Here is a 26,788-nt window from a genome sequence, read left to right as displayed (position 1 = left end):
TTCAGCTTTGTCGCCAACTCAGAGTTGAGTAATTGAAGCGATGAAACAACAGTTGCTTACTATCTCTAAAACTAACCCTCAACCGAACTTAAGTTCAGTTCTCATTGTTTTCACAACTTGGCGAGTCCCCGTTTCAATGCGGTAATCACCGCTTGAGTGCGATCGCTCACACCTAATTTGCTCAAAATTTTGTTGATGTGAAATTTGACGGTACTTTCAGTAATATTCAAAGCCGCAGCAATATCGTGATTACTCAAGCCAAGCACCATCTGATGAACAACCTCTTGTTCTCGATCACTCAACTCTGGAATGTTCATCCGTTGCACCAGTTTGGCAGCGACTTCGGAAGGGATATATTGTTGCCCACTGTGAACAATATGAATCGCATTCAGGAGTGCATCCGGTTCAGCGTCTTTGAGCAGATAGCCCTTGGCTCCGGCGCGTAATGCTCGATAAATATCTTCGTCCCCGTCATAAGTGGTCAGTACAATTATGCGGGCATGGGCGAATTCAGCACAGATGGCAACGATCGCATCAACGCCGCTTACCTGGGGCATCCGTAAGTCGATCAAGGTGACATCAGGCTGGAGTTGTTTATATTGAGCGATCGCTTCCTGTCCATTGCCAGCTTGACCTACCACCGTCATATCTGGCTCATTCTCAATCATCGCGGCCAGTCCTTGCCGGACGATTGAGTGATCGTCAACAATCAAAACGCGGATTGCTGTAGGCGGACTCATGCTGATGCCTCCCGATGTACAGATACGATCGTTTCTGTTCCTTGCCCCAGTCGGCTCTCAATTGAGAGTTGTGCCCCAATGCGTTCCGCTCGTTCGGTAATCCCCAGTAAGCCAAACCCCCGATTTAGGGTTGTATGATTGGCTTCAAATCCTTGTCCATTGTCTTTAATTCGTAAGAAGAATTGCGTTGGTTCATAAACTAATTCAATCCGAATTTCATTTGCATTAGCATATCTAATTGAATTTGTAAATGCTTCCTGTGCAATTCTTAGCAGATTATTATCTGTTTCAGGCGGTAACGTATAGGGCGTGCCGATAATATCACAAATCAGGCTGGTTTCGGTTGAAGATTGCATTGTAGCTACAAATCGTTGCAGTGCTGTCCAGAGATTGCCGTCTTCTAGGGATTGGGGACGCAGTGCTGCAACGGAGCGTCGAGCTTCTGTCAGCCCGGTGCGAGCCAAATCTCGCACGGTATTAATATGTGTTTGAATTGCTTGGGGGTTGGTTGCCACTAATCGAGAAACGGTTCCCATGTGAACCAGAATCCCCGTAAAGGCTTGCGCGAGAGTGTCATGAATTTCGCGTGCCATACGGTTGCGTTCTTCTAAAATTGAGGTTTCTTCGGCGCGTTTGCGATCGCTGATATCTGTAATCAGACCATAGTATCCTTTGACTTGACCATTGTCATCGAAATCAGGGATGAGGGAATTACTGATATATTTCTTGCCAAACACACAGGGAATTTCTGCCTCATAGGTTGTGATTTGCCCTGCTAGTGCTTGATTGATGTATGGTTGTACAACTTGATAAGCCGCCTCACCCAAGTTTTCGCAAATATGCTTGCCCAGAATCTCACCTCGACTACAGTGAAACCATTCCTCGTATGTGCGGTTGGCAAACCGATAACGCTGGTCGGCATCTATATATGTGATACAAACAGGTAGAGCGTCTGTAATTACTCGTAATTCCTGTTCTCGCTCGCGCAGTTCTGCTTGGCTTTGTTGTAAAGCTGCCGTCCGCTCTGCTACCTGTTGCTCTAAGGTGCGGTTGTAATTTGCTAAAAGGTGTTCTGCTTGTTTGCGCTCGGTGATATCTTGAAAGGTGACGATCGCATAAACCACATTGCCATGTTCGTCAAAGACTGGAGTTCCCCATGCCTCAACTGGAATGGTTGCGTTATTTTGGTGAATTTCTACGTCGTCAACTCTGGTGCGTTCGCCGCTCAACGCCCTGATGATTGGCAGTTGCTCAGTTGGATATATCCGATCCGTTCCTGCCACATAAAGTTGATAAACCTCTGCGATTTGCTCCGGTGCTACCAAAGGATCGATCTCTTTGCCCATTAACTGAATTCCCCGGTGATTAGCGTAATAGGGGCTACCAGTCGCATCCACTATTCCAATTCCTACCGGAATCGCTTCTAGAAATTGAGCCATCTGACTTTCGCTAGTGCGTAGCTTTGAATAGAGTTTGGCATTTTCGATCGCAATTGCTGCCTGAGTTGATAGTAGATTTAGAAGTTGTGAGCGTTCTGCTGTGAATGCCCCAGTTACTAATCGATTTTCCAGATACAGCACACCAACAAGTTTACTTTGATTCAACAACGGCAAACAAAGAAGTGATTTCGTTTGGTTCTGCTGAATATATGGCTCATTGATGAAATTACCTTCACGAGTTGCATCATTTAAGATGACAGATTCATGAGTCCGAATCACATAATGAATGATGGATTCGGGTAAGCGATTTACCATTGAAATCGATTGCAATACTTGTGTAGCACAAAGATTCGCATCACCATTGAGTTCACAAGCAGCTTCAATCGCCCATTCTCCTGCGTTTTCTAAAATCAAGCATCCAGTTTGTGCGCCAGCATTCTCAATTAATATCTGCATCAAAGAATTGAGTAACTGATCCAGTTCAATTTCACGAGAGATAGCTTGAGATGCTTTCATCACCGCCGCTAAGTCTAAAGCGATATCTGAGCTATTAGAAGTAGTTCCAGCAGTGGTATGAACTAGTGCGCCAGCCACATTCAGCGACTGAGGAAAAAACTGGGGATAGCGAGTTTCTAAATCTTTGGCTTTTGCGGTTGCTCCCCATCGCTCATAGCAGTAATGGGCTTCCTTCATATAGAGTTGAGCAAACCTTTCTCGACCACGAGCCAAGTAATGTTTTGCAGCTAACTCATAGCCTAAAGCTTCTTCTTGAAGGTACTCGTTTTCTTTAGCACCAAAAATTGCTTGTTCGTAAAACTCCTCTGCCTCAAAAAACTGACCCAAAGCTCGTGCTTTCTCTGCCTCAACTAACTGAAACTTATGCAAAAAATTCATGGGTGCATGGTGTGCCCATTTCTGCATTTTTTCCTGGTTGGCGTTAACGCGATTCAACCAAGCTGCTTTTTCAGAGTTTGAAGCATCCGCCAACAAGCTCAGAAATATTAGAGAGTCATAGAAATGAAATAGAGGTACAGAGATTATTGCTGTGGCTGCGCCTAAATACTGTTCTGCCAAAGTAGCCGTTTTTGCAGCTTGCTTATACTCTCCGAACAGATAGCATAAAATCAGCTTATTTAAGTAAAAATAGTGAATGCTAGTTCCATCCTTGACAGCGATCGCCCGTGATATTGCTTGCTCTTCGTTATAGATACAACCCACTAAGCGACTTGGATTTTCAGATTGACCTCGCAGGTTAAGGATTGTTTGCTGCAACATTGCCAGCCAAGTGGCAGGAGTCTCTCGTCTAATTTGATTGGTGGCTTTACGATAAATCGCTGTTTGTTGTTCCAGCTCTGTCAGTTCTTGTCCTGCAAAAAAGGGGTAATAACATAGGCTGAATGCACAATAACTGGCAAATTCAAACTCTCCACTTTCTATCCCGCTTTGATAAGCCTCATTTAAACTAGGGAACGTCTCTTTCAGGTGGTCTTTCCAGTGAATGATATGAAAATTCACCATCAGCAATGCTTTGCAGTTACCTTTCTTGTTACTTAATTTTTTCGCTAAATTTAAGGATAGTTTGCCAAATCGATAGCCCAGTTCGATGTCTTGTACAACTCCACATAGCATCATGCCATAAGCAGCATAACCGAGAAGCGACCAGATAGCGTTTCCATTGGTGATCGATAAATTCACCATCTTGCACACAATCAGCACCATCAGAGCAGGTGACACATTAAAAGCCGCACCCACTGTGCTTACTAAAATGTAGATTGCTGCCAGTGGCACAGGTTCAGTCATCTCTGGCAGATCAATCAAATCTTCGATTTCCCGCCCAGCCAATTGTGAAGCGGTTTCCTCTAATGCTGCTTGAACGTCTAACTGACTTGGAGCTTCCACTAAACTAATTCCCAAGAGTTGCAGGACTTCCAAGCCAGTTTTAAGTGCTTCTTTAGGGTCGCCCTGCGACAGCCATGCTTGAATTTTGCTATCGTAAGCTTTCACTTTATCAAGCGCCGTCTTCGCACGCTTGAACACTTCTTCTACAAGCCGCTCCATGTTGTCAAAGTGACCACTGAGGTATGCTGCCTCTGCTGCCTCCGAATGCAACACCAAAGTTAGGTCATACTCACACTGCCAACTTTCCACATCAAGGAGTTTAAGCCCTGTATTGAAATACTTGAAAGCTGCTTCATAAGCCGTTGCTGCCAGCGCTTTTTGACCTGCTTGCAAATTCAGTTTAGCAATCTCATTCCGTTCAAATTGCTCACTGATTAACTCGGTTCCATAATTAAGTTGGTCAACAATTTCAAACAACCGCTCTGCTAGCTGCTTTGGTGAAGTCTTTTCGAGTAAATTGCGACCGATTTGCAGATGTACCCCAACTTTTTGCGACTCATCGATTAAGGCGTATGCTGCTTGCTGTACGCGATCGTGCAAAAACTTATATTTTTGAACTAAGAGGTTTTCGTCTAATTCAGATATAGGTTGAATTAATCCAGCTTGAATGGCTACTAGTAAATTTAGAGAAATTGCTTTAGGAGATTGTTCGCAAACGATCGCTAGCGTATTTAAATTAAATTCAGCACCGATACAAGCTGCTAACTGGAGAATTTGCTGTGTGTTTTCTGGTAATTTATTTAACTGGATCAGTAGCAACTCCACCACATTATCGGTAATATCCTGGGCTTGAATATCAGCAATGTTCCATTCCCAGCATAAGTGTTGTGCATCAAAGGTCAGCAGATTTTCGCTATGCAGCATTCTCAAAAATTCACCGACAAAAAAGGGATTACCCTCAGTTTTACGCAGTACTAACTCGGCTAAAGAACAAACGGTGTCTGCATTCTGATGTAGCGTCTCGGCAATCAACTTGCTCAGTGGACTCAGCGTTAATGGTGCCAGGATTATCTCCTGAATTACTGCCCCTTGTTTTCGCAGTCTTAAGAGCGTTAACATCAACGGATGAGTTGGATTTACCTCATTATCTCGATAGGCTCCAATTAAAAATAGGAATTGGGTTTGTTCATCAAGCAACATCAGCTCGATTAACTTCAGCGTTGCTGAGTCTATCCATTGCAAATCATCTAAAAAGATCACAAGCGGGTGTGACTCTGAACAAAACACCCGCACAAAGTTTTGAAATATTAAATTGAAACGATTTTGAGCTTCAGTTGCTCCAACTTCTGATACAGGCGGCTGCTTGCCGATAATTAATTCAACTTCTGGGATGATATCAATGATAATTTGTCCGTTGGTTCCCAAAGCCGTTAGCAAGCGCGATCGCCATTGTTGAAGTTGCTCGTCTGGTTCACCGAGCAATTGTTGTACTAATTTTTGCAGGGCATTTGCGATCGCGCTGTAGGGAATATTACGCTGAAATTGATCGAATTTACCCCAAATAAAATAGCCGCGCTTTGCGGTGATTGGTTTATAAAGTTCCTGCACTAATGCTGATTTCCCAATTCCCGCATAGCCAGAAACCAGCATCATTTCGACTTTGAAGGTTTGATTGTCTGTTAGTTTCTGCTCTGAAGTTTGTTGTACAAGATTTTCTGAAGCAATGCGACTGTCCTTCCCTGCGGGAGGCTGCGCCAACGGACACGCAACGCGCTCAAAAGCCGCTAGTAACATTGCAACTTCCCGATCCCGTCCATATAGTTTTTGGGGAATTTGAAACTGATCCCAAACATCTAATAGACCCAGTTGAATACTATTAATTTGCCCGATTTTTTTTAATTGGTCAGCACAAATTTCTAAATCTGCTTTGATACCCCAAGCACTCTGATAGCGATCCTCCGCATTCTTTGCCATTAGTTTCAAAACGATATCTGAAACTGCTTTGGGAATCGTTGCCTTCAGTTCATGAGGCGGAACAGGTGATTTGGCAAGATGACAATGGACAAGTTCAAGAATGTCTGTTGTGGTAAACGGTAACTGTCCAGTGAGCAGTTCATAGAACGTTATGCCAAGGGAGTAAAAATCAGTACGATAATCAAGCAAACGGTTCATGCGTCCGGTTTGCTCTGGAGATAGATATGCAAGAGTGCCTTCTAGAACATGAGGGTTTTTGAAGGTTGGATTGGTGCGGTTAAATCGAGTAGCAATTCCGAAATCAATAAATTTAACGACCCCAGTATCTAGATTGAAGACAATATTGCTAGGGTTGATATCTTTATGAATGACACCAGCAGCATGAATTCTGCCCAGAATACCTGTGAGTTTAATGGCAAGGGATAGAAAAGCTGATAAGGGCATAGGGCAGAAATCTGGACGCTGCTGTATCCATCTCTCCAGAGACTCTCCACCGAAATCTTCTAAAAAAATAACGAGTGTGCGCTGATATTCCTGCTGACTATATGCCTTGATCGCGCCTTCTAAGTTAAGCGATCGCGTAATTTCATATTCCTGCCTGTAGCGGGTGAGTTCCGATGCCGTAGGATAGTCCTGTTTGAGAACTTTGAGAATAACAGGCGTGCGATCTGACAGCTTGATGCCACGATACACCACAGAATTCTTGCTGGAGTATATCTGAGCATCAACCGCAACGTCAGGTAGCGTAATCATTCTTATCACCTTGTCAAAGCATAGAAAGAACCGCAAACCCAAATAGAATTAATATTTATTATTCAAGTTCTACTTTGAGAAGTCAATCTACCTATTATGTATCTGTACCAAGCCTCAGAGGGTGACAACCTACCTATAAAGTTTGCTGCATAAGGGATAGGGCATAAAAACCACGCTGAAAATAGAGCCGTTTATGGGGTTTGAGACCAATCAGACGCAAGACCCAATCTGCCCATAATTCCATGCCATAACGCCATCGTTGTCCATAGAGTCCAAAGCTAAAGTTACTCTGGCGTGGGGTCTGCTCTTTGTGTGATTGGATACATCCAGCATAGATATCTATCCCTAATTTTTTCATTTGCTGTCCCTGCATGGTTGCCAAACTATAGGCCAGGGCAATCAACAAGACTAAGGCTAAAAAACGGGTGTCATTGACCTTGGTATCTTCTAAGTTATAGCCACCAGTTTTACAATCCTTGAACATTTGTTCAATGCCCCAACGACAACGATAGACTGCCAATGCTTGTTGTAATGTCGGGAGGTTAGTTAAGATATACCAGGGTTCTTTTGCACCCTGATTATTATATTTTCGTCTCCAATAGACCGCTAAATTAAATAGTCCGATTCCATCGGCTTTATTGCACCTTACTCCCTGATAAAATTTAGACATACCTGGTTTAAATCCCAGATTTTTCAGGACTTGATACTCCTGATTCAATGCTGTTTGGAAATGCAGGTCTTTTTTCTGCCTCAGAGCAAAGAATACACCCCTGTCATTCAGCCATTGAGCTAGTTTAGGGCTGTGAAATTCTCGGTCTCCTAATACTAAAACCGGATAATTCTGAAATAGAGTCAGCACTGTTTTCAGAAGCCGTTTTTGAGTATTAAAATTACTGCTCCCTACCTATTTTAAGATTTCCCAATACAATGTTGAGCATGAGTTACCCAAACTAAGCTCACCATAAATACATTCCGTCCTTTCCACTGAGTCCTGTCAATTGCGAGCATCCAATATCCATATTTATGGTGTTTGAGTCTCTGGAGACGACGACGTTGATCTCGATTTAAGTTCCGTCCCGTTTGTACTTGTCTAATCCAATATTTGATCAAGGGAAACCACAAAAGTTTAACATTGAGTCGAGGCAAGTTTAAAAAGCGTTGCAGGTTTCGCTTACGACTACCATATTGAATTGGTTGGGGAAAGACACTCGCTAAAACAGAGAGTTTGACCTGACGATGAACTTGTAGCAATAACAACAGAAGCTTTATGGTTATATACTGGCTTTCATTCAGATGGGTACGCAGGGTTTTTTGGTAAGATTCAGGAAACATATTTTTCCAGGGGAGCCACAAAAATGCTCCCTATTTTTTGTCTTCACCATCTTCTCAAAGTTTTGTCCTGCATAGCTTAGAGTTGTCTTGTCATCCTCTAAGGTACTGGTCGTAAGGTTGCCCCCTCATCCCTTTTTATACTAATTTGAAAAAAGAATGCGACAGATACACAGATCCAAAGCCTTATCCTGTCTAGATTCTTAATTTTGAATTTTGAATTTTGAATTTTGAATTTTGAATTTTGAATTTTGAATTTTGAATTGGTATTATTCGTGGTTCTGTCAAACTTGCCTGCGCGTTCGGCTTTGCCGTTGCCGAAGGCATCGCAACTTCGCTTCATTCTTTTACCGCATCTGATTTAGCACAAGTTGATATTCATACTTGGCTCGAATTACGTTCTCAATTGCAAAAACACCACAAAGCAAGAATTGAACAATATCGATTTCGCCCAGACCCCAAGGGTTACTTGGCTAATTTAGAGAGTCGTCTTCTCTAGTAAGTTTTACCACACTAGTAAAAAACTACTTTCAATTGCACTCCAGTTAGGCATTACAATCCTCGTCTCAGTCCTGATAACAGCGTAAACGTTGCAGTAATTGTTCGCGTTCTGGCGATGGTGTGACATTCTCAGCAATGGCGATCGCAGTTTTAGCATCTCCTGTACGCACTAGATTTAAAGCAATCCGCCCCCAGAGACGAGAACGTTCTGCAATTGCTGCTAAGGAAGACTCTGAGGCATTGCGGAGGGTTTGGATGAGAATATTGAGGAGCGATCGCGCTTTTGTGAAATTACCTTGAGTCAGATTTAGTTCCACAACTCGTAAAGCAAAGTCAAACTTTTCGCTAGAATTTCTCCCGGCGTAACCAATAAAACGGGATGCTTCCTCTGGCTGACGATTGGCGATCGCTTGATTACCAGCTAAGGTAGCAAAGTCTACTTGTTGAAGTAACTTCAGTTTTTCTGCCAGTGTAAAATAAGTTGATGGCGTTGCGGCAAATTCTGAACTAATTGATAGCAATAATTGTGCTTGCTGTGGCAATGCTTTTTCTGTTTGTATCAGTGTGACAATTCGATTCAATACCTGATCGGCTGGACGATTGGTGGAAATCAAAGTATTGGCGATCGCCGCATGAGTTGTGATGGCGGTGGGTAAAGCAGAAATGCTATTAGCTATTACTTGGCTACGAGTGAATAATTGATCGGCAACAGCAACATTACCACGGCGATGGAAAGCTTGAGCAAACCGCAGCAATCGCCGCACATCGGTTTTTTCCCCAGCAATTGTAGCTTCTGCATCCTGGGGCTGTCCATCTTCAAGAGCGGCTATGGCAATATTATCTAGCCAGCGATCAGTTTCATCGAAATAGCCTGCATCTATCTGTACGATCATCGGGCGTGGTAGTATTTGCCGAGCAGTTGTCAACTGTTTATTAGCAATCAAATCTTTCAGGACAATTCCCAAGACATTCACCGCACGCAGTTCAGCAATCAAGGCTTTGAGTTCTGGCTGATAGCCGCGAGTTGTAGATAAATTTGACATCTCGCCATACCATTCATTATCGAAGCGTCCACCAAACTGATCGGCTATTTTAGCGGCTTTGGCATCAGCAACCAAACGGGCGATCACTTGTTTACGGATTTCTGGCTGGTTAAATTTGCGACTTTCTGCCGCAATTGTCAACCAACTTCTAGCCCGGAAAGAATTAGGACGTTTCATTTGAGAAACAATTTGCTGCGATCGCCCTAAATCTCCACTAGGGGCATAGTGTAGCACCAAATTCATTAATTTAATTTCCCGTTGTTCCACATCTTTAGTTGCTAGTGCTGCTTTGAGCAACGGATCTAGTAATTGCTTTGCTTTTACTGGGTCTCTAGCTTTAACGTAGGCAGCAGCAATCTGAGTGACGGTAATATCAGGATCGTAATCTTGAGGAGAAAGTTGCTTTAGCACCTCTAAAGCTTTTGTGGGTTGGTAAATTTGGAGATATAAATTAACTATTTGTGATAACGACTCACGTCTGGCGTAGGTATCTGTCAGATTTTTGATGGTTTGCTCAAACCCATAGTTGAGGGAAGATGCAGCTTCCGCCGGTTGGTTGAGAGCAATCCACCCTTCTGCAAGGCGAATGTGCGCCGCAACTAAATCTTTAGGAGTATTGCGAATTCCTGATACCGACTCAGACGCAAGCTGTAGCGTTTGTTTTCCTTTGCTAGACTGAGCAATTTGTGCATAGGCGATCGCAGATTCCGTCAAGACATACGTTTTACCCAGACTATACCCACTCGGTAAAGGTTTAGCTAAAACCACGATTTGATCGAGGATAGTCGAAAGTTTTGGATTATCCTGTTGTTTCAGCGATTGTATTTGAGTAGTAATTGTCTTGATGGCAAAATCTAATGTTTGGGTTGTAAAACTTGTGTCTCCTCGCCGTTGAGCGTTTTCTAGCTCTCTGGTAATTGCGGAGAGCCTATCAGTTAAAGACATTCCAGAAATTTCGTTCCAGCGTCGGGTACTTTCACCAGTTAGCTCCACACGGCAAGCTTTAGAAATCGTTATCCTAGCATCTGCCGCATAAATGGGAACAGAGTAAATTAGTTGAGAAGCAATAATCAAAGCGAGCGATAGCTTCGCTCGCCGCAGGCATCGCGTCAGCATCATCAGCTTATGTTGTATATTAATATTCACTTAAATTAGGGCGTATTAATTACTAAAAACCTTGTATCTAATAGATTTATACTCAGCACTCAGCTATAGCTTGCTAAGAATCTTGCCACTGAGATTAACCGTGTAAGTCAGTGATTTCTGAAAATTTGTCACCGTGATATTCCAACCGTCAAGGTTTTGCGTTGGTATACAAGGTTCATTAGGTGCAGCTGTGGGACTCCGGAAACAACTGAATCTTGGTGCAACTTGGGTAATGCTAAGATTAGCAATGGGTTTTTTCAAGTCTGATTTGGCGGCGTTGAATACTGTGCGAGCGATCGCAGTTGGTAAGTCATCAGTGCGGTTGGGAAGTCCGGCGATCGCTTCAGTGCGAAGATAAACTTTATCACTGCTAATTCGGTATATTTGCTGTGCTGGAGACTTCCCCGCCACCGTCACCCGATAGCCCCGAATTCTTTGTTGAGCGCAAGATTCGGCTAAATTCCCTAATCCTAAACAGCTATCAGTAAAGGTTTGAGGCTCGATTTTAGTAATCAGAACAACTGAGGATAAGATTTGCAAGTGTTTGTTGGCAATACTCTTGATTTCGTTAACCACCGGAATCGGTAAGCCGCGTTCAATCACAGGATTAGCACGTGCAATCAATTGTAAATCATCGGCTGTTTCACCTTGAAATACCCAACTTTGGCGTTGGTGGGGAATGGTAATTTTCCAGCCTTGATTAATAATCGGATCGCAAGGATAAGGAAAAGAAAACTTTTCACAACCACTTGCCCAAGTTGTCTTTGCAGATGAAATATCAGTTAATAGGGGTTCTCCAGGATAGCCCCACTCTTTCGCCTGTTGAATCGCTGCTGTGATCATTGCCGTTGGCGGAATTTCTTCGGCAGGTTTTCCCAGAGAATGGGTGTTTTGTCCGTTCATTTGCATCAAGACTCTAAAGTTACCATTATCAGTGGTGAAATAGACCAAACTTTTATGCTGATCAGCGATCGCAATTTTCCAGTAAGGTACAGGATTGTACATCCAGGTATCGCCCTTACCAAATCGAGCAACTTGAACGACTCTTGCAGTATTATCAAGTTTCTCTTTGGCGATCGCATCTTGAAGCACTTGTTGAGCGATCGTCTTTGCTTGTGGTGTAGTCAAAATTTGCGGATTAGCAACGGTAGATTGTAAAGGAATTAGGGAACTAGAAAAAAGCAGACATCCGATAATAGTTGATTTTACTAAAGCGTTGTGGGAAAAGTGTTGCAGCATAGAATATTGATTTAAAAATAAACTGTTCCACCTGAAACTTGCACATTGACTCGATGAGGCTGTTGACAGTTGACAGTTAACAGTCAACAACCACCACGAGTAGTTATGCAATTTAGACGCACATTAGCTGATAAGTAAATCTTGCAGTCTCAAGTTAGCTAATGAATACTAAGACTCAGGATTGAGTTACAGATTTGGAAACAAAATACATATTTCAGTAGTTGCAGTCATATTTGTATGATGCTTGACGCTTACTATCATTGTCAGCCGGAAGAAATCCGGTTATTTCAGGCGATAAATTCCGGTTTTTTCCGGAAAAATCCTGGTAACTATTCCCCATTGCTAAGTAATCACGGTTTGTTCTGGTTCTTTGGGTATTAGGGGGAATTATTGAGAAATCCTATGTTAGAAGATAAACATCGCTTTCTAATGTAGGGTTATGAGCTTAGACGCTGGATTTCAATGGAATGCTGCTCAACAACTCGTCGATCAGTTGATGCTACAAACTACGCAAAAGCATCTGAGTGATGTTGAAATCCAAGTTTTGCAGGGTGCATGGGAAGGTAAAACCTATGAAGCGATCGCGGCTGAGTCTTATCTTACCGTGAAGTATGTTAGTGAAGTCGGCGGGCGGTTGTGGCAATTGCTTTCAGAAGCACTCCAAGAAGAGGTGAAAAAAACCAATTTTCGCCAAGCCCTTCAGCGACGATGGCAAACCTATCAGCCCCAATCTTACCAGGGAATGAAGCAACCATCTAAATGGGAATTTTGCTGTGCAGAGATTGATAAACCAGGGGCATTACTCCGTATTAAAGCACCAATTCAGTTTGGTAAAACCACACTTATGGCGCAAGTTCTCAAGTATGCTCAACAACAAGGATATCGGGCGATCGCTATCAATCTCCGCGATGCGGTTGCTGATGATTTTGGCAGTTTAGATAGTTTCTTACAGTGGTTTGTTGCTAGTGTTACTTATGCGCTGAATTTAACGGTTGATATCGAAACTCATTGGCGCAAAAGTTTAGGCAATAGCAAAATCAAATGTAGAACTTATTTGCAAAAATATCTCTTAACTGATGATATCCCTTTAGTCATTGCCTTAGATGAAGTAGATCGCCTATTTACTCATCAATTAATTGCTGGTGAATTTCTGGGAATGCTGAGAACTTGGCATGAAGATGCTAAAACCAAATTGCTTTGGACTCAGTTACGTTTGATAGTTCTACACACTGAAGTTTACACCCAAATTGACATCAACCAATCGCCATTTAACGCAGGTACAGAAATTCAGTTGACAGAACTAAATGCCACAGAAATCCTCACTTTACTAAATCAGTATCAATTGCACTGGAGTCAGCAAGAGATAAAAAAATTAACTGCAATTGTTGGCGGACATCCTTACCTTGTCACCTTGACTTTACAATTTCTGGCTCAAAACCCAACTTCCCTTGAGCAATTGCTCAATACCGCAGCAACTCCGAATAGTATCTACCGCAGCCATCTAGAAAGGCAATGGCATAAGCTACAAACGCATTCTCATTTACTTGCACCATTGAAAGCGATCGCCTCAGCTGATGCTGCTATTTCCATTCAACCACACTTCCATCTCGATGATGTGGTGAAACTCTATGACTTGGGATTAATCCAGCTACAGCAACACCAAGTATCTATACGCTACGAACTTTACCGTCAATATTTTCGTGAACGTTTGGGAATTCAAACATGAACAATTACAACCATTATCAAGTCGGTGGTAGTTTACGAGAAGGTACTGAAATTTACGTTCATCGTCAAGCCGATAGTGATTTATATACAGGACTAAAAGCCGGAATATTTTGCTATGTTCTCAACTCTAGACAGATGGGTAAATCGAGTTTACGAGTGCGTACAATGTCGCGCTTACAGTCAGAAGGATTTGTTTGTGTTGCTTTTGAAATGCGTGAACTCTGCGTTTATCAAGTGAGTGCAGATGAATTCTATGGGGGATTTGTCAGCCATTTTGCTAGTGAACTTAACATTGAAATTGATTTAGAATATTGGTGGTCTCAAAATACTTTGCTACATCCATTTTTGCGCCTGAGTAAATTTGTGGAAGAAGTTTTACTAGCAAATATCTCTCAGCAAATTATCGTTTTTGTAGATGAAATTGACAGTATTCTCAATCTAGAATTTAAGGATGATTTTTTTGCTTTTGTGAGAGCCTGCTACAACAAACGTGCTGATAAACCCGAATTTCAAAGGTTAACATTTGCCCTATTTGGTGTGGCTACACCCACTGATTTAATCGCCGATAATAAATTTACACCACTAAATGTAGATAGTCGCGCTATCGAACTTACAGGTTTTCAATTGTCTGAAGCTAAACCACTGGAACAAGGCTTAAACGAAGTGGTAGCAAATCCTACCAAGGTGATGGCAGAAATTTTGGCTTGGACTGGTGGACAACCATTTTTAACTCAATGGTTATGTGAACTAATTAATACATCCAATACTTTTATTGCACCGGGATGGGAAACTTCAGCAGTAGAAGCAATTGTGCGATCGCAAATGATCGAACATTGGTTAGCAAATGACCGACAGCAGCATTTTCAAACAATTCGCGATCGCATTCTTCACAATAAATCTTTGGCTTGTTGGTCATTAGGACTCTATCAGCAATTGCTCAATCAAGGGGAACTTTCGGCTGAAGATAGCTGGGAGTTAATGCAGTTGTGTCTTTCTGGTTTGGTTGTCAAACGTCAAGGCAAATTGAGTATCTATAACCGCATCTATGCCACCGTGTTTGATTATACCTGGACAGAACAAGCTTTACGTGCTATCCGTCCCTATGGTGCAGAACTCGCCGCTTGGGAAATTTCTCAAGATCCTCAATATTTGCTGCAAAATGAAGCCTTGCAGTGGGCGTTGGTTTGGGCAAAAGGATTGAGTTTGAGTCATAGTGATTATCAATTTTTATCCGCTAGCCAAGCCCAAGAACTAGCGATCGCCCAATCCAAAACCCAAACAGCAATACAACAAGAAACTCAAGCAATTGGGCGATTAAAAACCGTGCAACATCAAACCAAAAAACGATTGCAAATTGGAGCGATCGCGCTTTCTGCGGCTGTAATTAGCACCATCGGCACGTTTTTTTACTTCCAGCAATCAGAACAGCAACTCAGAACCAATGCAGATATCTTAAATCTAGAACGAGAAGGAAGCCGAATTTTGCAAGTGCGTGCAGATGGCAATCAACTGAAGGATTTGCTAGGGGCGATGAAATCAGCGCAAAGACTTAAACAATTGACCAAACAGCATTCTTTTAAACATTTACCCACCCACACACCTTTATTTGCCCTGCAAGCTGTTCTTTCCACGATTAATGAGCAGAATCGTTGGCATTTAGATAGTCCGGCGGTAGCGATCGCCTTTAGCCGTGATGGACAGAAACTAGCAACTGGAGGCGAAGACGGGGCGATAACTCTTTGGACAATACAGGGAAAGAAAATTCAGACCATTAAAACTCACAAAACTAAAACTCTCCAGGGCTTCCCAATTTCCATTTCTTCTCTGAGTTTTAGTCCCGATGGTCAGTATATTTTATCTGCTGACTCCGATTATGAAATCCAGGTTTGGCATCTCAAAACAGGTACTCTTGTCAATAAGCTAAAACTCGATCAAGAAACTCTTAGCGATGTCCGGTTCACAAATGACAACAATATTGTGGTAGTCAACGCCTTTGGCAAAGTTGCAGTCTTAAATTTGCAATGGAAATTACTTTACACTAGGCAGATTGCTCCACCTCAACAAGGTATTGACCTTACCATTAGTTTAGAAGGCGATGCAATTGTATTTATCAATGCCCAAGGAAAACCGGAAGTTCGAGACATTAAAACTGGTGCGTTGATCAAAACTTATCCTAACATCACCCATAATTTAGGCAATAACCTTTGGCACAGTTTCCGCCAAAAAGATGGTGCTTACATTTCTGCCAATCTCAACACCCTCAAATTATGGCATCCAGACGGAACTTTACAAGCAGAAATCAAAACTCATCAACTGCTGGTTTCTGGTTTTAGTTCTAGCTTTGATGGTTCTGTCATCGCCACGAGTCACCCAGATGGGATGCTGAAACTCTGGAAAATCCATCCTCAAAAAATCTCCACTCCATTGACACCACCAATACAAACGCCCCGTGTGGTTGTGGGAAATCAGCAACGCATCAACCGCATACAAATACCGGGTGAGAAACTAAAAATTGCTGGGGCAAAATCTGATGCCCAAAATAGAATTATGGATGCCACTCTTAGTCCTGATGGACAGACAATTGCTGCCACAAAATTCAATGGAGAAATGACATTATATCGGGCAGATGGCAGTGAACTCAGAACAATACAAACTAATCTCCCGGAAAGTGTGATTAAATTTAATACCGATGCTTCTCGCCTAGTTTTGTTATCAATTCGTCAACAAAAAATACAATTCAGGTTAGCGAATGGGGATCTAATTCAAGAAATGGATGCGGCTCATTATAAACCAGGAATCGAATTTAGTCCTGATGGCAAAGAGTTGGCAATTTCTGGTAATCAACCCGATAAAATTCAACTTTGGAGTAGTGAAGGTAAATTTTTGAAGACTATCAAAGATGCAGATTCCCTCTACTTTAGCCCCAACAATCAAACTTACATCACAGTAACTTCTGGTAATACCCCCACACGCACCCTGCGCTTGTGGAGAAGAGACGGAAAACTGCTCAAAACCCTATCAGGACAACCAAATGAAATTACAGCAATGGGATTTTCCCCCAGTGGGCAGTTTATGGTTGGCGATCGCTTTGGTAAACTGGTAATTTGGTCGGCTGAAGGTAATCTCATCCAAACCCTCAATCATGGCGCAGCGATTATTGATATCGCTCACCGTAACGACGGACAACAGTTGGCGACGGTGGGAATTGATCAAAATATCAAAATTTGGCGTTCTGATGGTACGCTCATTCGCACACTTGAAACAAACCAAATCGGTCGTTTTCAATTTAGCCCAGATGGGCAATTGTTGATTGCTAAGACTATTGATAGCACAATCCATATTTGGCAAGCCGACGGCACACCTATTACTCGCATCCCTATGGGTGGTGCATTCAATTCATTCCTCAATTTTACCCCAGATGGCAACCGCTTGATTTCTAGCAGTGAGTCAATGCTCTATTCTTGGAATCTGAATCTTGACGATCTCCTTACCCAAGGTTGTAATTGGCTGGGCGACTATTTCCACAACCATCCCCAGGAGTTGCAGCAACTCCCATCTTGTCGTAAATAACCTGAGTTCGGGATCAGGAAAGGGACAAGTAGTAAGCTAAAAATAACGTCAAATCTAGCACCTATCTTATGTTTAAAGGAACTCTGGATAATAAGTGACTGGTAAAACTGGCGCACGTTCGTTAAAAAGAGACATCTGTATCATCTTGTTCTGCTTGTGACCAAAGTTGTTTCAATGCTTGTTGTTTTGCTGCTTCTAACTGTTGTTTCTCCTGGACTGATGACTCACCGACGAGCTGCTCAAATTCTTCCCTTTGTCGTTGCTTCAATTGCTCAGTAGTCACAGAAGGTAATGCCAGTTGCTCATCTTTGCCTTGACCAGAAGGGCGAAAGCGACGACGACGGTACAAAAAGCGAAAATGGTGTTTGTCCTGTCGAGGAAGCTTCCGCCATACTTCCTCATTCCAGCCTGGGGGTATGAAGTCAGCAGATGGGGGCAGGAGGTTTTGGATTTGGGATTGCAGCTGGGCGATCGCCTTCCCTTGTTCCTCGATTACCTGGTTCTGCTGTTCAAATTTCTCCAATAGTTGAGCAAGTAGTTCTGAATTTTGCGGGGCTAACTCTGCTTCACGGGTTTTCACTGCAAAGTAATTTTGTGCGGCAGCTATCTCACTCTTGCGCGGATCGCCGTTCATCGCCACCAAATAGCAGGCGTGTCGTGATAGCTTGTAATCCTTGAGCACTTCTCGAAATGCTTGAGAAGCCCCAATTTGCGCCATTTGGACGACATCGACCAGATGGTAGGATTCATTTAACCCGGAATTCCTGGCACTGATTTTTGCTCTTTCAACTGTGTCTTTAATTCTTTTCTAAGTCTGATAACCCAGTAGTGTTAACAATTCAGTTGCTAACCAATACTCAGATCCGTCAGCATCCATGTGTTTAATTTGGTCAAATGGGCTGCTGTTACTTTCGTACTTTATAATTGCGTCCATACGATCTCCAAAATTTTGACGCATGAAACTATCGCGGCATTGCAACCATGCCGCCACAGATTTTTAAAGTTTTGTAACTAAATATAGCTACGCTAGTACATTGCTGATTAAAAACGCCATCGAGTGATAACTCTTCTTCTCTATGAAAGACTATGCCAACGAGACGCTACGATAACGTTAAGCTTCGGCTAACGCACTGTCCCCTGTCAGGTTATCGTCGCAGATTTTGGCGCAGGCATCGCTTTTAATTTTTTGCTAATATTCTTCGCTGTCTGGTAGATAATGCTTTCCTTTCTTTAGGTGGCGCAGTAGTTGGTTTTCTGGAGAAGCTAGCAGCATCCTGAATCTATAAAAAAGTAATACATTCTCTATCTAGCGAATGCATCTAATTCCTATAAAAGCGATAGCAACGTTACAGAAATTATTTGCTTTGTTTTAATCGAGCTTCCTTCCACTTTTGCGCTGAGTTGCAATAAAAGATTCTGATAATTCTTCGAGTGTGCATTGGTAAAGACGGATCAGCTGTAACGTTTCACTGGGGCTAAGGCTAGGGATATATGTTCCTGCCTCCCAAAATCGAATCGTGGAAACAGACTTACCTAACTCCACTGCTACCCGTTCAGCTGATAAACCAGCTTTCTCGCGCAACTCCTTTAAATCCATAAAAATAAGCAACTTCAACTTAATCACCTCCTCTAGATTACTGGTCTTGCTGCCTAGTCTAATCTAGTTAACTAGTCAAGTCAATAGTGAGATAGTCTAGTTAACTAGTCTTTTGTAGATGACAAGTCTAGTTAACTAGAGTATAGTAATAAATATAAGGGCAACGGAATTGCAAGCCGCCAGCACCCGAACGCTCAAAAGGTTTGCCAATTGAATCATCAAGTTGAACTCATTCAATTCATCCAAAACCCAATGCCACCGGGATTAGCAGCCGGAAGCCAAACTTGTAATGCTCAAGCCGCCGGAGATGATTCCGATGACCTAACTAAGTCTGAAAAATTGGTTATTTAGCGAATATACGTCCAGAATTCAAAGATTTGTACAGCTTCGCTGATTCTGTTGTGAGAGCATTTTGTCATTTGCACAGCGCTCTTTTGTACATCAAAAACAAAGGCGATCGCTCATGTCTGGAAAACTCAGCGATCGCCTTTTACCCTTTTCTCAAAGGAATATCTATTATGACCCATACAACGCATACACAGCAAGCAATTTTCGCTTCTTTCGTCGTTGATGAGCAACTAAGCGCTCAAGCAGAACTAGAGCAGCACATCACACAACAGGGAGAAGTTTTAGCACCCGAAGAATTCACAGTTGTCGAAATCACCTGCTATGACTATGAAATTTACGTTGGCGAGAAACTGATAGCTAGCATTACATACGACCATAACGAATTCCTAACCCAACGTTGGGTAGTCATGGTGAACTCAACCGAAGTACACCGTGCAAACAGTTGGGCGAAATGCCACAACCATGTCGCTTGGCACTACAAACAAGGCACACTGCCTGTGCAAAAGCAAAAAGTTCCAGCCAATACTACGGGTAACGAAGTCATGGCACAAATTGCCTTGGAATGCGAAAAGTTTGGCTTTGAACTCCTCGATGACGGTATCTACAACAACGACAAAAAGCTAGGCTCGGCGGGATGCACTGATGGTCGCTGGTGGGTGGAAAGAGCATCATCAGAGCATCAGCAGCAAATGCCCTGTGATTCTGCATTCGATGCTATGTGGTCGTTGTCGATGGTCGAAGTATTGCCTAGTCTCGAAACTAGGTCTTGCGAGGAATTGTTGGATAAACCGTTTGATCAACTGACGAGCGAGGAATGGAAGCGGCTTATGGAGTACAAGCCACTTCCAGACAGTATGGTGTTAGTCGCGTAGTTTAAGAGAGAATATGGTGGGCACAATGCGCCCACCATCTCAATATCAGCATAGTAATCCGGACGTGAGAAGTCTTATTAGATTCATTCAAAAGAGTTAATCATAAATAGGAGTCAGAAGTCAGAATACAGGAGTCAGAATACTCCACCCATGTTCACGAAGTGTTCCCGTAGGGTAGGGATGGAGTTTTAATTAGTCAGAATATTTTAATTCTTTTCGCCCACAATTCCACTCGCTTTTAAACCAATATTCATCCGCCAGTCGCACAGAATTCAATTCTCAATTCTGGCTCCTGATTTCTGAATTCTTCTTATTAAAAAAGTTTGGGTTTAAATCAACAAACAGCGCTGAATCAATTTCAATAAGATGAAAATTGACTGACTCGCACTCAAAATTAATTCAATTAGCAAAATAAACTGCAAATATCCAGTTAATTATTAGGAATTTAAAAAACTGATGGATATTAAGACTATTGCTGTCACCTATCACAGAAAATTTAATTTGGGTGACTATGAATCGTTGGAATTGGGTTGCTCATTATGGGCACAAATCGACCCAGAAGAAGATGCAGAGGGCGTAACACAATTTTTATATCAACAAGCCACGGTAATTTGAAGCGAAAAGCTCCATCACTTCAGGTGTACAGCTAAAAAGAAGTAGAGACCCAAAGTTGAATAGCACTAAGATAACGCCAAACCCATTACCTATAAGGCTTTTGGGTGTGGGGTGTCGGGTGTCGGGTGTAGTGAAGAAGGAAAATATTTATGTTCGTACTCGATATTTGGTTTTCTTAATTTCCCCCTACACCCTACACCCCACACCCTACCCCCAATACCCTAGACAAGCTTTCAGGAGCAGGTATTTTTATGTTGATGGCATCAATAGTTCCGGTCAAATTCCGGAACTTGACCGGAACTCAAGGAGAACTCAAGGAGAACTCAAGGAGGCGAAAAGCTTGTTAATTCAAGGTAATTGCGTAGTCGAACAACCTCTCACACGAGAGCAAGTAGCAAAGAATTTGCAACCACAGGTGACGATGAGGCAATTGCAAAAGTATTTAGACTTAGCCAGTCTTTACTTACCAGAATTTGCAGATTGTAGAACGCTCACGCATCGAGCAACGCCAGCTAACAGCTTTAAAGTTAGCTCAAACCCAAGTCATGCCCAATACTCAAAAACTGAAAATCCGGCAGTACATTGACAATCCAAAACGAGATCCTCGCCCAGAAACTACAGGTTGGTTAGAGTCGGAAGTGGTTTATGTTTATGACTCTGCTGGTGCTTGCATAGGGCGGATTTCTGCTCGGCAATGGCAGTGGAAATATCACTACAAAAATGCTTGCACTGATGCACCAGGCTAGTAGTCTGGCAAGTCAACTTTGCATGGTGGCAAGCTGGGGAGGCTGGGGAAGCAGGGGAGGCAAGAGAGTCATTGAACAATAACTCTTTTCTCCCCCAGCACCCCCACTCCCCGCTCCCCCAGCTTGCCAGAACGACAATTCTGGGTTACTCGAGCAGGAGGAATTAAAAACATGGATACTCAGAAAAATTCATCTTCTGAGCAAGCAACCGAAAAGCAGACTCAGAAAAGGCGGAGATTTTGCGCTTGCGAAACGAAATGAATCTCAACCAGACCCACATCATCAGAATCCTTTGGGATGCCAGACCTGGGGAAAATGAGGCTTACCGAAACGCCGTTTCAGAATATAAAGACCTGATGTCTGACGTTGAATAGTACTTATCTCGGAGGCTGGCAGATTTTTTGCTTGTTTTATCCCAACCCTACCTGATTTGAATTCAGTGGGGTGTTTATTTACCTAGGAGTTTTATTGAATTATTTTTATCTGGTTTTGCAGTTTTCATAAAACTTGATATTAGCCAGACTTAATTAATCTGTGGTTAAATTTCTTTGTCAGGTCTATGTTTTGGGCGTTAAAGTTCCGGTTGAGTTCCGGAAGTAAATCGGAACTCAGCTAACCATATGCATTCTGTAGCAACAAGACGGTTAAGGAAAATTTTCCACAAGCGTTAACATTTTTGAGAAGCAGTGTTTAGGTACTTCTGTCTGGTAGTTTCACCGACAATTTGCTTAATAGCCGCGACAACGTGGAATGATCTCTTCCTTATAATTTAAGAAACTGGATTGAATATAGCTTTAAACAGGTCAAGAATGACTGGTTTTTTGCTGCTGATTTTGGTAGTTAACTTGCTGCGACGTAAACGAACAGCTTGGTGGGTAACGATCGCCTTACTCATTATCTCCATCTTGAGCCACCTGATCCAATATCCTTAATGGAAAAGCGTGAAAAAATTTGCGAAGGTTCTACAATTTCATAGGACTATACACCTACAAAGATAAATTTCATCCACGTTGGGAGCCTCGCTATCTCATCTATCCTAACTTAATTGCTTTACCCGATGTTGTCGTGGCTTTAATTCGAGCAGATTCAGGCGATCGCCTCCTAGATTATTTTAAACCTGGTTCGTGAACTCCAAGGGTTAATATTCATGTCTTGGAAACGTTGCTTACAAATACTTCCTTCCTTTGTCGGAATTGTTCTATTAGGTGTTACGATTTGGGTGATTGAGCGAGAGATACAGCAGTATCCACCAGGAGAGATTTGGCGGAGTCTTAGCAGCATTCCAACTCATAAAGTTGTCTGGGCGATCGCGCTAACTTTCCTAAACTATATTGTCCTAACTGGCTACGATCAACTAGCTGTGCAGTCTATTCGTCACCCTTTGCCTTATCGTAAGACAATACTAGTTTCTGTTATCGGCATTCCCATCAGCAACATAATTGGCTTTTCTGTGTTTAGCGATGGTGCAATTCGCTATCGATTCTATACTATTTGGGGTCTGTCAGGCTGGGAAGTTGCTCAAGTTATTGCATTCTGTCATTTAAGTTTTTGGTTAGGATTGTTTGCTGTCAGCGGAGTCATATTTATAGTTGAGCCGCTCACAATTCCATCACTGTTGCATCTTCCATTCCACACAGTGCATCCACTCGGCGGATTTTTTTTGAGTATAATTGCTACCTATTTACTCTGGAATAGCTTTCATCATCGATCCCTACAGATTAAAAGATGGACAATTCCTCAATTTCCTTTGCGGCTCTGTTTGGCTCAAATTGCGATCGCATCTTTAGACTGGGTGCTGTCTGCTACGGTTCTTTATGTTATGTTACCCCCTACGTCTACATTATCCTTAAAAAAATAATGTTGGAAAAAAATTAATAATCATTTGAATTGAGAAATGATTGCAGCAGTATCACTATCTATTAATGCAAACTTCTTAACAGATTTAGCTATAGTTATCAATTGACCTGGTAGTGTTTTTGTTAGCTTTTTAGCTGAATATTTGACAGTGTTAATACTAATCTGAGTTTTCTGTTTGAGGCTATGCTGTGTATTGGTAAATTTATTTTTGCCCTGTTGTGTTATAGTTTTTGCATCTTCTTTAAAGTGCGAAATATTTAGAATTTCATCTCTCAATTCTTTGGCAGATTTTTTATGAATCTCAGATTCAGTAATTCCCATTGTTTTTAGGATATTTATCGCTAATTTATCTGACTGTTTTGCCATGACAACTATGGCAGCAGCAGCAAATTTTGGGTGTTTCTGGAATATCTCTTCCTCTGCACCCATAGCATTAACTTTTGCGTTAAAAGCAGCTTCTTGAGCCGTACCAGCTTGATAACTATCAACAAGCTGTTCTCCAAGTTTCTTGCCTAGATTGATTGCAGTTCCCAAATATTTAATTACCATTCCGGCTACAGCAGTAATACCTCCTAAATTGAGAAGATTCCCAACTATTTTGATTACATTTACTACAATATCTACAGCTTTTCTGATTGCTATATGCGTCATTCTTTTAGCAATGATTTCCACAGCATCTTCGAGATAATATTTGTGATGTTTGGCTTGTTTGTATAGCAATTTATGTGTACTAGCTTGTTTAGTAGCTGTACCCATCTCATAAGCACTGTGAATTAAAGTATTACTATTTGCAATGATATTGAAAATTGGAAAACCTGCCATATCTAGCCTATTAACTAAATCTTGATTTCCAAAGATTTTAGTTAAATACATCGCACCTGATGTGGCAGCGAGTAGATTATCTTTTAACTCGATACCTCCTGCAATTACTTGCTCTTTACCTTCTTTTTTAATCACTGCATCACTTTTATTTACCCATTTTTTTGCTCCTTCTACTATATTCGCGATCGCAAATCCAGCGTTAGTAATATTTGTGCCTACATCAATACTGTTTGATATTCCCTTGAAAACTTTAGTTCCATTGCTGTTGGGTGTAAATTTCTCAGAAATACCACCCCCAACCTCTGCTACTGTTTTTATAGTACTTCCACCAGTTTTAATATATGCTTTTAATTTTTCTGAGGTAGATGTTTTCGTTGCAGAGTTATTAGCATAAGTTAGTTTAGCATCATATTTATCTTCTAAGAAAAATTGCTTTTTGACATCATGTAAAAGTTTAGCTTTGACATCTGTAGGCGTGGGTCTGTATGCTGGAGGTAAGTCTTTAAATGCTTCATTTTCTAAATCTTGAAAGTTTTCTTGTTCCAATATATATTTTTCGGCTCGTAATCTCGCTTCTTGAATAGGATAGCCATATCTTTGAAACTGTGCTGTTTTCTCAAGTTTTAACCTAGCTATTCTCTCAGATTTTTTCTGCTCAAAATTATTAATTGCTTGCGCTACCTTTGTTGCCATTTCTGGTGTCAAGCCTTGCTCTGCTAATCGCTGCTGCTGTTCGGAACTAGCAACAGTTGAGAAATCTTGCCCAAAGGTTTTGTGAATAATGTCTTTAATTATGGCTATTTTCGTTGTTTTATCAACTGTCCCTATATCAGAATTAAAACGCTGTAAAGTTTGGCTGGTAGATGTATTTTCTTGCCTAACCACTGGTGTAGTTATCCGCTCAGCTTCTAGTTCAGAGTTCGTTTGCGGTTGTGTAATTACCAAGTTACCGAAAATACTTCTATAAATAGCATCTCTATATAATTTACTAGGACGAGTAGAAGTTTTTTTTCGAGGATAGGTTTGTAAAACTGCTTGTGTTAAATCATCACTAACAGGTGGATAAATTGGAGATTGTCTTTGCTGAATAGCAGTGGATTTAACTGATTTTTGCACTTGTAAGTACACCATAAATATCCTAGATTATTGGTATGTTTAAATTTTGTATTTATATTTCATGCGTCTTTTTCTTTCTCTTCCTGTTCAACTTGCTGATGTGATTGAAGTCGTTGATTAATTTTATCTCTCATTTTTTGTTCGGCGTTGTTCATTACCCCATACATTAGGCTGCTGATTATAGCTTCAACCTGATACATAATGTTTCTAAGGATATTTTCAACTATTTTTGATAGTGCTGCCATAAATTCAAACTCAAATTCTCTAGTTTTATATTATAGATATCTGGCTTGATAGACTATTATGCAAAGGTCTAATCATATCATTCATCAAAAGTTATTTAGAAAAATTAGACCTATGGGTAATTAAAATTCCTCAAATTATGTGCAAAATATAAAATATTGCTAAACAGTATTAGCCTATCTAAAATATGGAACAAGGGCTATATGAAAGTTTATTGCTATTTCTGAATATTTAAGTTTTAATTTAGGTTAAAAATGATGAAAGTTAAGGTTTTTAATTCACAAACAAAAATTCGAGGAATTGAACTAGACTTTGATGAATTATTTACGCATGAAGACGTATGCTTCATAGGGCGATCGCCTGATTCGGGTTTAGTCTTAGATAGCCGGGATGTTAGCCGAGTACATGGTAAATTTTTTCTGCAAGATAGTGAAATTTTTTACACTGATCTTGGCAGTACAAATGGCTCTAGGATTAATGGCGAACTTGTTGAACCCAATAAAACTTATCTCCTCAAAGTTGGAGATGTGATTCAAGCTGGAGAATTTATTCTCTTTATTCAAGACACTAGCGATGTTGTTGAAGATGCAACATTTGTGAGAAATATAGATGCAACTGCATTTTCATCTTGGCATCCTGATGAAGAATTAGAGACAACTAATAAACCCGGCGCTTTAGTTAAAGTTACGCCAACTCTGGAAACGACAGAACCAGCAGATCCCAAGTACCAAACTCAGGCTTTACTCGCAGCAATCAATAAACGCATTTTTACAGATATCAAAGCCACAGGAAACTGGACAAGAGATACATACATTAAAGCGGTACGTAAAGCGCGTGAATCAATAGAGAATCACAAATTCATCGATCCAGAGGAACTGGAGAAAGAAGCAGATAAGTATTGGCGATCGCTCTCTCAAGGTACTGTAATTATCGGTAGCCGTTTAGGAGCTGCGGCTGCTCAAGGCGTTAGTCGTGTTAGTTCTGTAGCTGCAAAAGGAGCGTGGGAACTGAAAATTCGTCTGGGATCTGCGGTTCAAGCAGCTTGGAAAGAAATGATTGCGGCTAAATCTCATCAAGAAATTAACCAGTCTGTTTCTCAACCAGCAAGCCATACCCCTGACGCGGCGATCGCTCTAGATGATGTGCAAACTCCGGAAGTTGATCTGAGTCAACCAAATTTTGCAGATCATCAACCTTCAATTATCAACAAACAACTAAAGGACAAATCCTAGGAGTACACAGTTGTGCGCCTCTACCCGGATAAAATATTCAAT

At 41.6% G+C, this 26,788-nt stretch carries 18 protein-coding genes and 2 pseudogenes; 10 read left to right on the top strand and 10 right to left on the bottom strand.

Features of this window, described 5'->3' with window-relative positions:
* Positions 1-110: 110 nt before the first annotated feature.
* From AACU32_RS40290 to AACU32_RS40270, 5 genes and pseudogenes are all read right to left on the bottom strand, one after another.
* Complete coding sequence (locus AACU32_RS40290; RefSeq protein ID WP_096607781.1) at positions 111-740, bottom strand: response regulator; 630 nt, start codon at positions 738-740, stop codon at positions 111-113.
* The gene (locus AACU32_RS40285; RefSeq protein WP_096607780.1) at positions 737-6,745 is read right to left on the bottom strand and encodes an AAA family ATPase; all 6,009 of its coding nucleotides are present in this window, start codon (positions 6,743-6,745) and stop codon (positions 737-739) included. The genes AACU32_RS40290 and AACU32_RS40285 overlap by 4 nt, the downstream gene beginning before the upstream one ends.
* A 133-nt stretch (positions 6,746-6,878) precedes the next feature.
* A pseudogene (locus tag AACU32_RS40280) lies at positions 6,879-8,077 on the bottom strand (IS4 family transposase).
* Between the two features lie 563 nt (positions 8,078-8,640).
* Positions 8,641-10,764 carry a hypothetical protein gene (locus AACU32_RS40275; protein ID WP_339378659.1) on the bottom strand — a complete coding sequence of 708 codons (2,124 nt, stop codon included), beginning with the start codon at positions 10,762-10,764 and terminating at the stop codon, positions 8,641-8,643.
* A gap of 63 nt (positions 10,765-10,827) precedes the next feature.
* The gene (locus AACU32_RS40270; RefSeq protein WP_096607777.1) at positions 10,828-12,003 is read right to left on the bottom strand and encodes a hypothetical protein; all 1,176 of its coding nucleotides are present in this window, start codon (positions 12,001-12,003) and stop codon (positions 10,828-10,830) included.
* 439 nt (positions 12,004-12,442) lie between these two features.
* Between AACU32_RS40270 and AACU32_RS40265 the strand changes: the two genes are divergently transcribed.
* Positions 12,443-13,729 carry an AAA-like domain-containing protein gene (locus tag AACU32_RS40265; protein WP_096607776.1) on the top strand — a complete coding sequence of 429 codons (1,287 nt, stop codon included), beginning with the start codon at positions 12,443-12,445 and terminating at the stop codon, positions 13,727-13,729.
* On the top strand, positions 13,726-17,298 hold the full coding sequence (locus AACU32_RS40260) for an AAA-like domain-containing protein (RefSeq protein WP_096607775.1): 3,573 nt from the start codon (positions 13,726-13,728) through the stop codon (positions 17,296-17,298). Before AACU32_RS40265 ends, AACU32_RS40260 begins: the two co-directional genes overlap by 4 nt.
* A gap of 121 nt (positions 17,299-17,419) precedes the next feature.
* Here the strand turns inward: AACU32_RS40260 and AACU32_RS40255 are convergent, their stop codons facing one another.
* From AACU32_RS40255 to AACU32_RS40245, 3 genes are all read right to left on the bottom strand, one after another.
* The gene (locus AACU32_RS40255; RefSeq protein ID WP_096607774.1) at positions 17,420-18,016 is read right to left on the bottom strand and encodes a hypothetical protein; all 597 of its coding nucleotides are present in this window, start codon (positions 18,014-18,016) and stop codon (positions 17,420-17,422) included.
* A gap of 90 nt (positions 18,017-18,106) precedes the next feature.
* Positions 18,107-18,232, bottom strand: a complete 126-nt coding sequence (locus AACU32_RS40250) for a hypothetical protein (RefSeq protein ID WP_339378658.1) — start codon at positions 18,230-18,232, stop codon at positions 18,107-18,109.
* Between the two features lie 435 nt (positions 18,233-18,667).
* Positions 18,668-18,913 carry a helix-turn-helix transcriptional regulator gene (locus AACU32_RS40245; protein WP_210403062.1) on the bottom strand — a complete coding sequence of 82 codons (246 nt, stop codon included), beginning with the start codon at positions 18,911-18,913 and terminating at the stop codon, positions 18,668-18,670.
* A 192-nt stretch (positions 18,914-19,105) separates the two neighbouring features.
* Between AACU32_RS40245 and AACU32_RS40240 the strand changes: the two genes are divergently transcribed.
* The 7 genes and pseudogenes from AACU32_RS40240 to AACU32_RS40210 all read left to right on the top strand — a co-directional run bounded on the left by AACU32_RS40240 (position 19,106) and on the right by AACU32_RS40210 (position 23,334).
* Positions 19,106-19,246, top strand: a complete 141-nt coding sequence (locus AACU32_RS40240; protein WP_339378657.1) for a hypothetical protein — start codon at positions 19,106-19,108, stop codon at positions 19,244-19,246.
* An 83-nt stretch (positions 19,247-19,329) separates the two neighbouring features.
* A complete protein-coding gene (locus tag AACU32_RS40235) occupies positions 19,330-20,115 on the top strand; it encodes a hypothetical protein (RefSeq protein ID WP_339378656.1) in 786 nt (261 codons plus the stop codon).
* Positions 20,116-20,571: 456 nt separating this feature from the next.
* On the top strand, positions 20,572-20,730 hold the full coding sequence (locus tag AACU32_RS40230) for a hypothetical protein (protein WP_339378743.1): 159 nt from the start codon (positions 20,572-20,574) through the stop codon (positions 20,728-20,730).
* Positions 20,731-21,203: 473 nt separating this feature from the next.
* The gene (locus AACU32_RS40225) at positions 21,204-21,476 is read left to right on the top strand and encodes a hypothetical protein (protein WP_096607772.1); all 273 of its coding nucleotides are present in this window, start codon (positions 21,204-21,206) and stop codon (positions 21,474-21,476) included.
* Between the two features lie 809 nt (positions 21,477-22,285).
* Complete coding sequence (locus AACU32_RS40220; RefSeq protein WP_339378655.1) at positions 22,286-22,408, top strand: hypothetical protein; 123 nt, start codon at positions 22,286-22,288, stop codon at positions 22,406-22,408.
* A gap of 13 nt (positions 22,409-22,421) precedes the next feature.
* A pseudogene (locus AACU32_RS40215) lies at positions 22,422-22,604 on the top strand (phosphatidylglycerol lysyltransferase domain-containing protein); the annotation flags it as partial.
* Between the two features lie 19 nt (positions 22,605-22,623).
* Complete coding sequence (locus AACU32_RS40210; protein ID WP_096607770.1) at positions 22,624-23,334, top strand: lysylphosphatidylglycerol synthase transmembrane domain-containing protein; 711 nt, start codon at positions 22,624-22,626, stop codon at positions 23,332-23,334.
* A 20-nt stretch (positions 23,335-23,354) separates the two neighbouring features.
* Here the strand turns inward: AACU32_RS40210 and AACU32_RS40205 are convergent, their stop codons facing one another.
* Both AACU32_RS40205 and AACU32_RS40200 read right to left on the bottom strand, forming a co-directional pair.
* Positions 23,355-25,040, bottom strand: a complete 1,686-nt coding sequence (locus tag AACU32_RS40205; protein WP_339378654.1) for a hypothetical protein — start codon at positions 25,038-25,040, stop codon at positions 23,355-23,357.
* Between the two features lie 290 nt (positions 25,041-25,330).
* Entirely contained in the window at positions 25,331-25,516 is a 186-nt protein-coding gene (locus tag AACU32_RS40200) for a hypothetical protein (protein WP_096607768.1), read from the bottom strand.
* Positions 25,517-25,768: 252 nt separating this feature from the next.
* Between AACU32_RS40200 and AACU32_RS40195 the strand changes: the two genes are divergently transcribed.
* Positions 25,769-26,746, top strand: coding sequence for an FHA domain-containing protein (locus AACU32_RS40195; protein ID WP_096607767.1), 978 nt, complete (start codon positions 25,769-25,771; stop codon positions 26,744-26,746).
* Positions 26,747-26,788: the final 42 nt, after the last annotated feature.

It is taken from the genome of Calothrix sp. NIES-2100 (assembly GCF_963875285.1).
Taxonomy (GTDB): domain Bacteria; phylum Cyanobacteriota; class Cyanobacteriia; order Cyanobacteriales; family Nostocaceae; genus Aulosira.
This window is presented reverse-complemented; position numbering and strand designations above follow the sequence as displayed.

Excerpts from the sequence above, each read along its gene's own strand:
- AACU32_RS40290 (WP_096607781.1), bottom strand. The coding sequence starts at position 740 with ATGAGTCCGCCTACAGCAATCCGCGTTTTGATTGTTGACGATCACTCA.
- AACU32_RS40285 (WP_096607780.1), bottom strand. The coding sequence starts at position 6,745 with ATGATTACGCTACCTGACGTTGCGGTTGATGCTCAGATATACTCCAGC.
- AACU32_RS40270 (WP_096607777.1), bottom strand. The coding sequence starts at position 12,003 with ATGCTGCAACACTTTTCCCACAACGCTTTAGTAAAATCAACTATTATC.
- AACU32_RS40265 (WP_096607776.1), top strand. The coding sequence starts at position 12,443 with ATGAGCTTAGACGCTGGATTTCAATGGAATGCTGCTCAACAACTCGTC.
- AACU32_RS40260 (WP_096607775.1), top strand. The coding sequence starts at position 13,726 with ATGAACAATTACAACCATTATCAAGTCGGTGGTAGTTTACGAGAAGGT.
- AACU32_RS40255 (WP_096607774.1), bottom strand. The coding sequence starts at position 18,016 with ATGGCGCAAATTGGGGCTTCTCAAGCATTTCGAGAAGTGCTCAAGGAT.
- AACU32_RS40250 (WP_339378658.1), bottom strand. The coding sequence starts at position 18,232 with ATGGACGCAATTATAAAGTACGAAAGTAACAGCAGCCCATTTGACCAA.
- AACU32_RS40230 (WP_339378743.1), top strand. The coding sequence starts at position 20,572 with ATGGATATTAAGACTATTGCTGTCACCTATCACAGAAAATTTAATTTG.
- AACU32_RS40220 (WP_339378655.1), top strand. The coding sequence starts at position 22,286 with ATGACTGGTTTTTTGCTGCTGATTTTGGTAGTTAACTTGCTGCGACGT.
- AACU32_RS40210 (WP_096607770.1), top strand. The coding sequence starts at position 22,624 with ATGTCTTGGAAACGTTGCTTACAAATACTTCCTTCCTTTGTCGGAATT.
- AACU32_RS40200 (WP_096607768.1), bottom strand. The coding sequence starts at position 25,516 with ATGGCAGCACTATCAAAAATAGTTGAAAATATCCTTAGAAACATTATG.
- AACU32_RS40195 (WP_096607767.1), top strand. The coding sequence starts at position 25,769 with ATGATGAAAGTTAAGGTTTTTAATTCACAAACAAAAATTCGAGGAATT.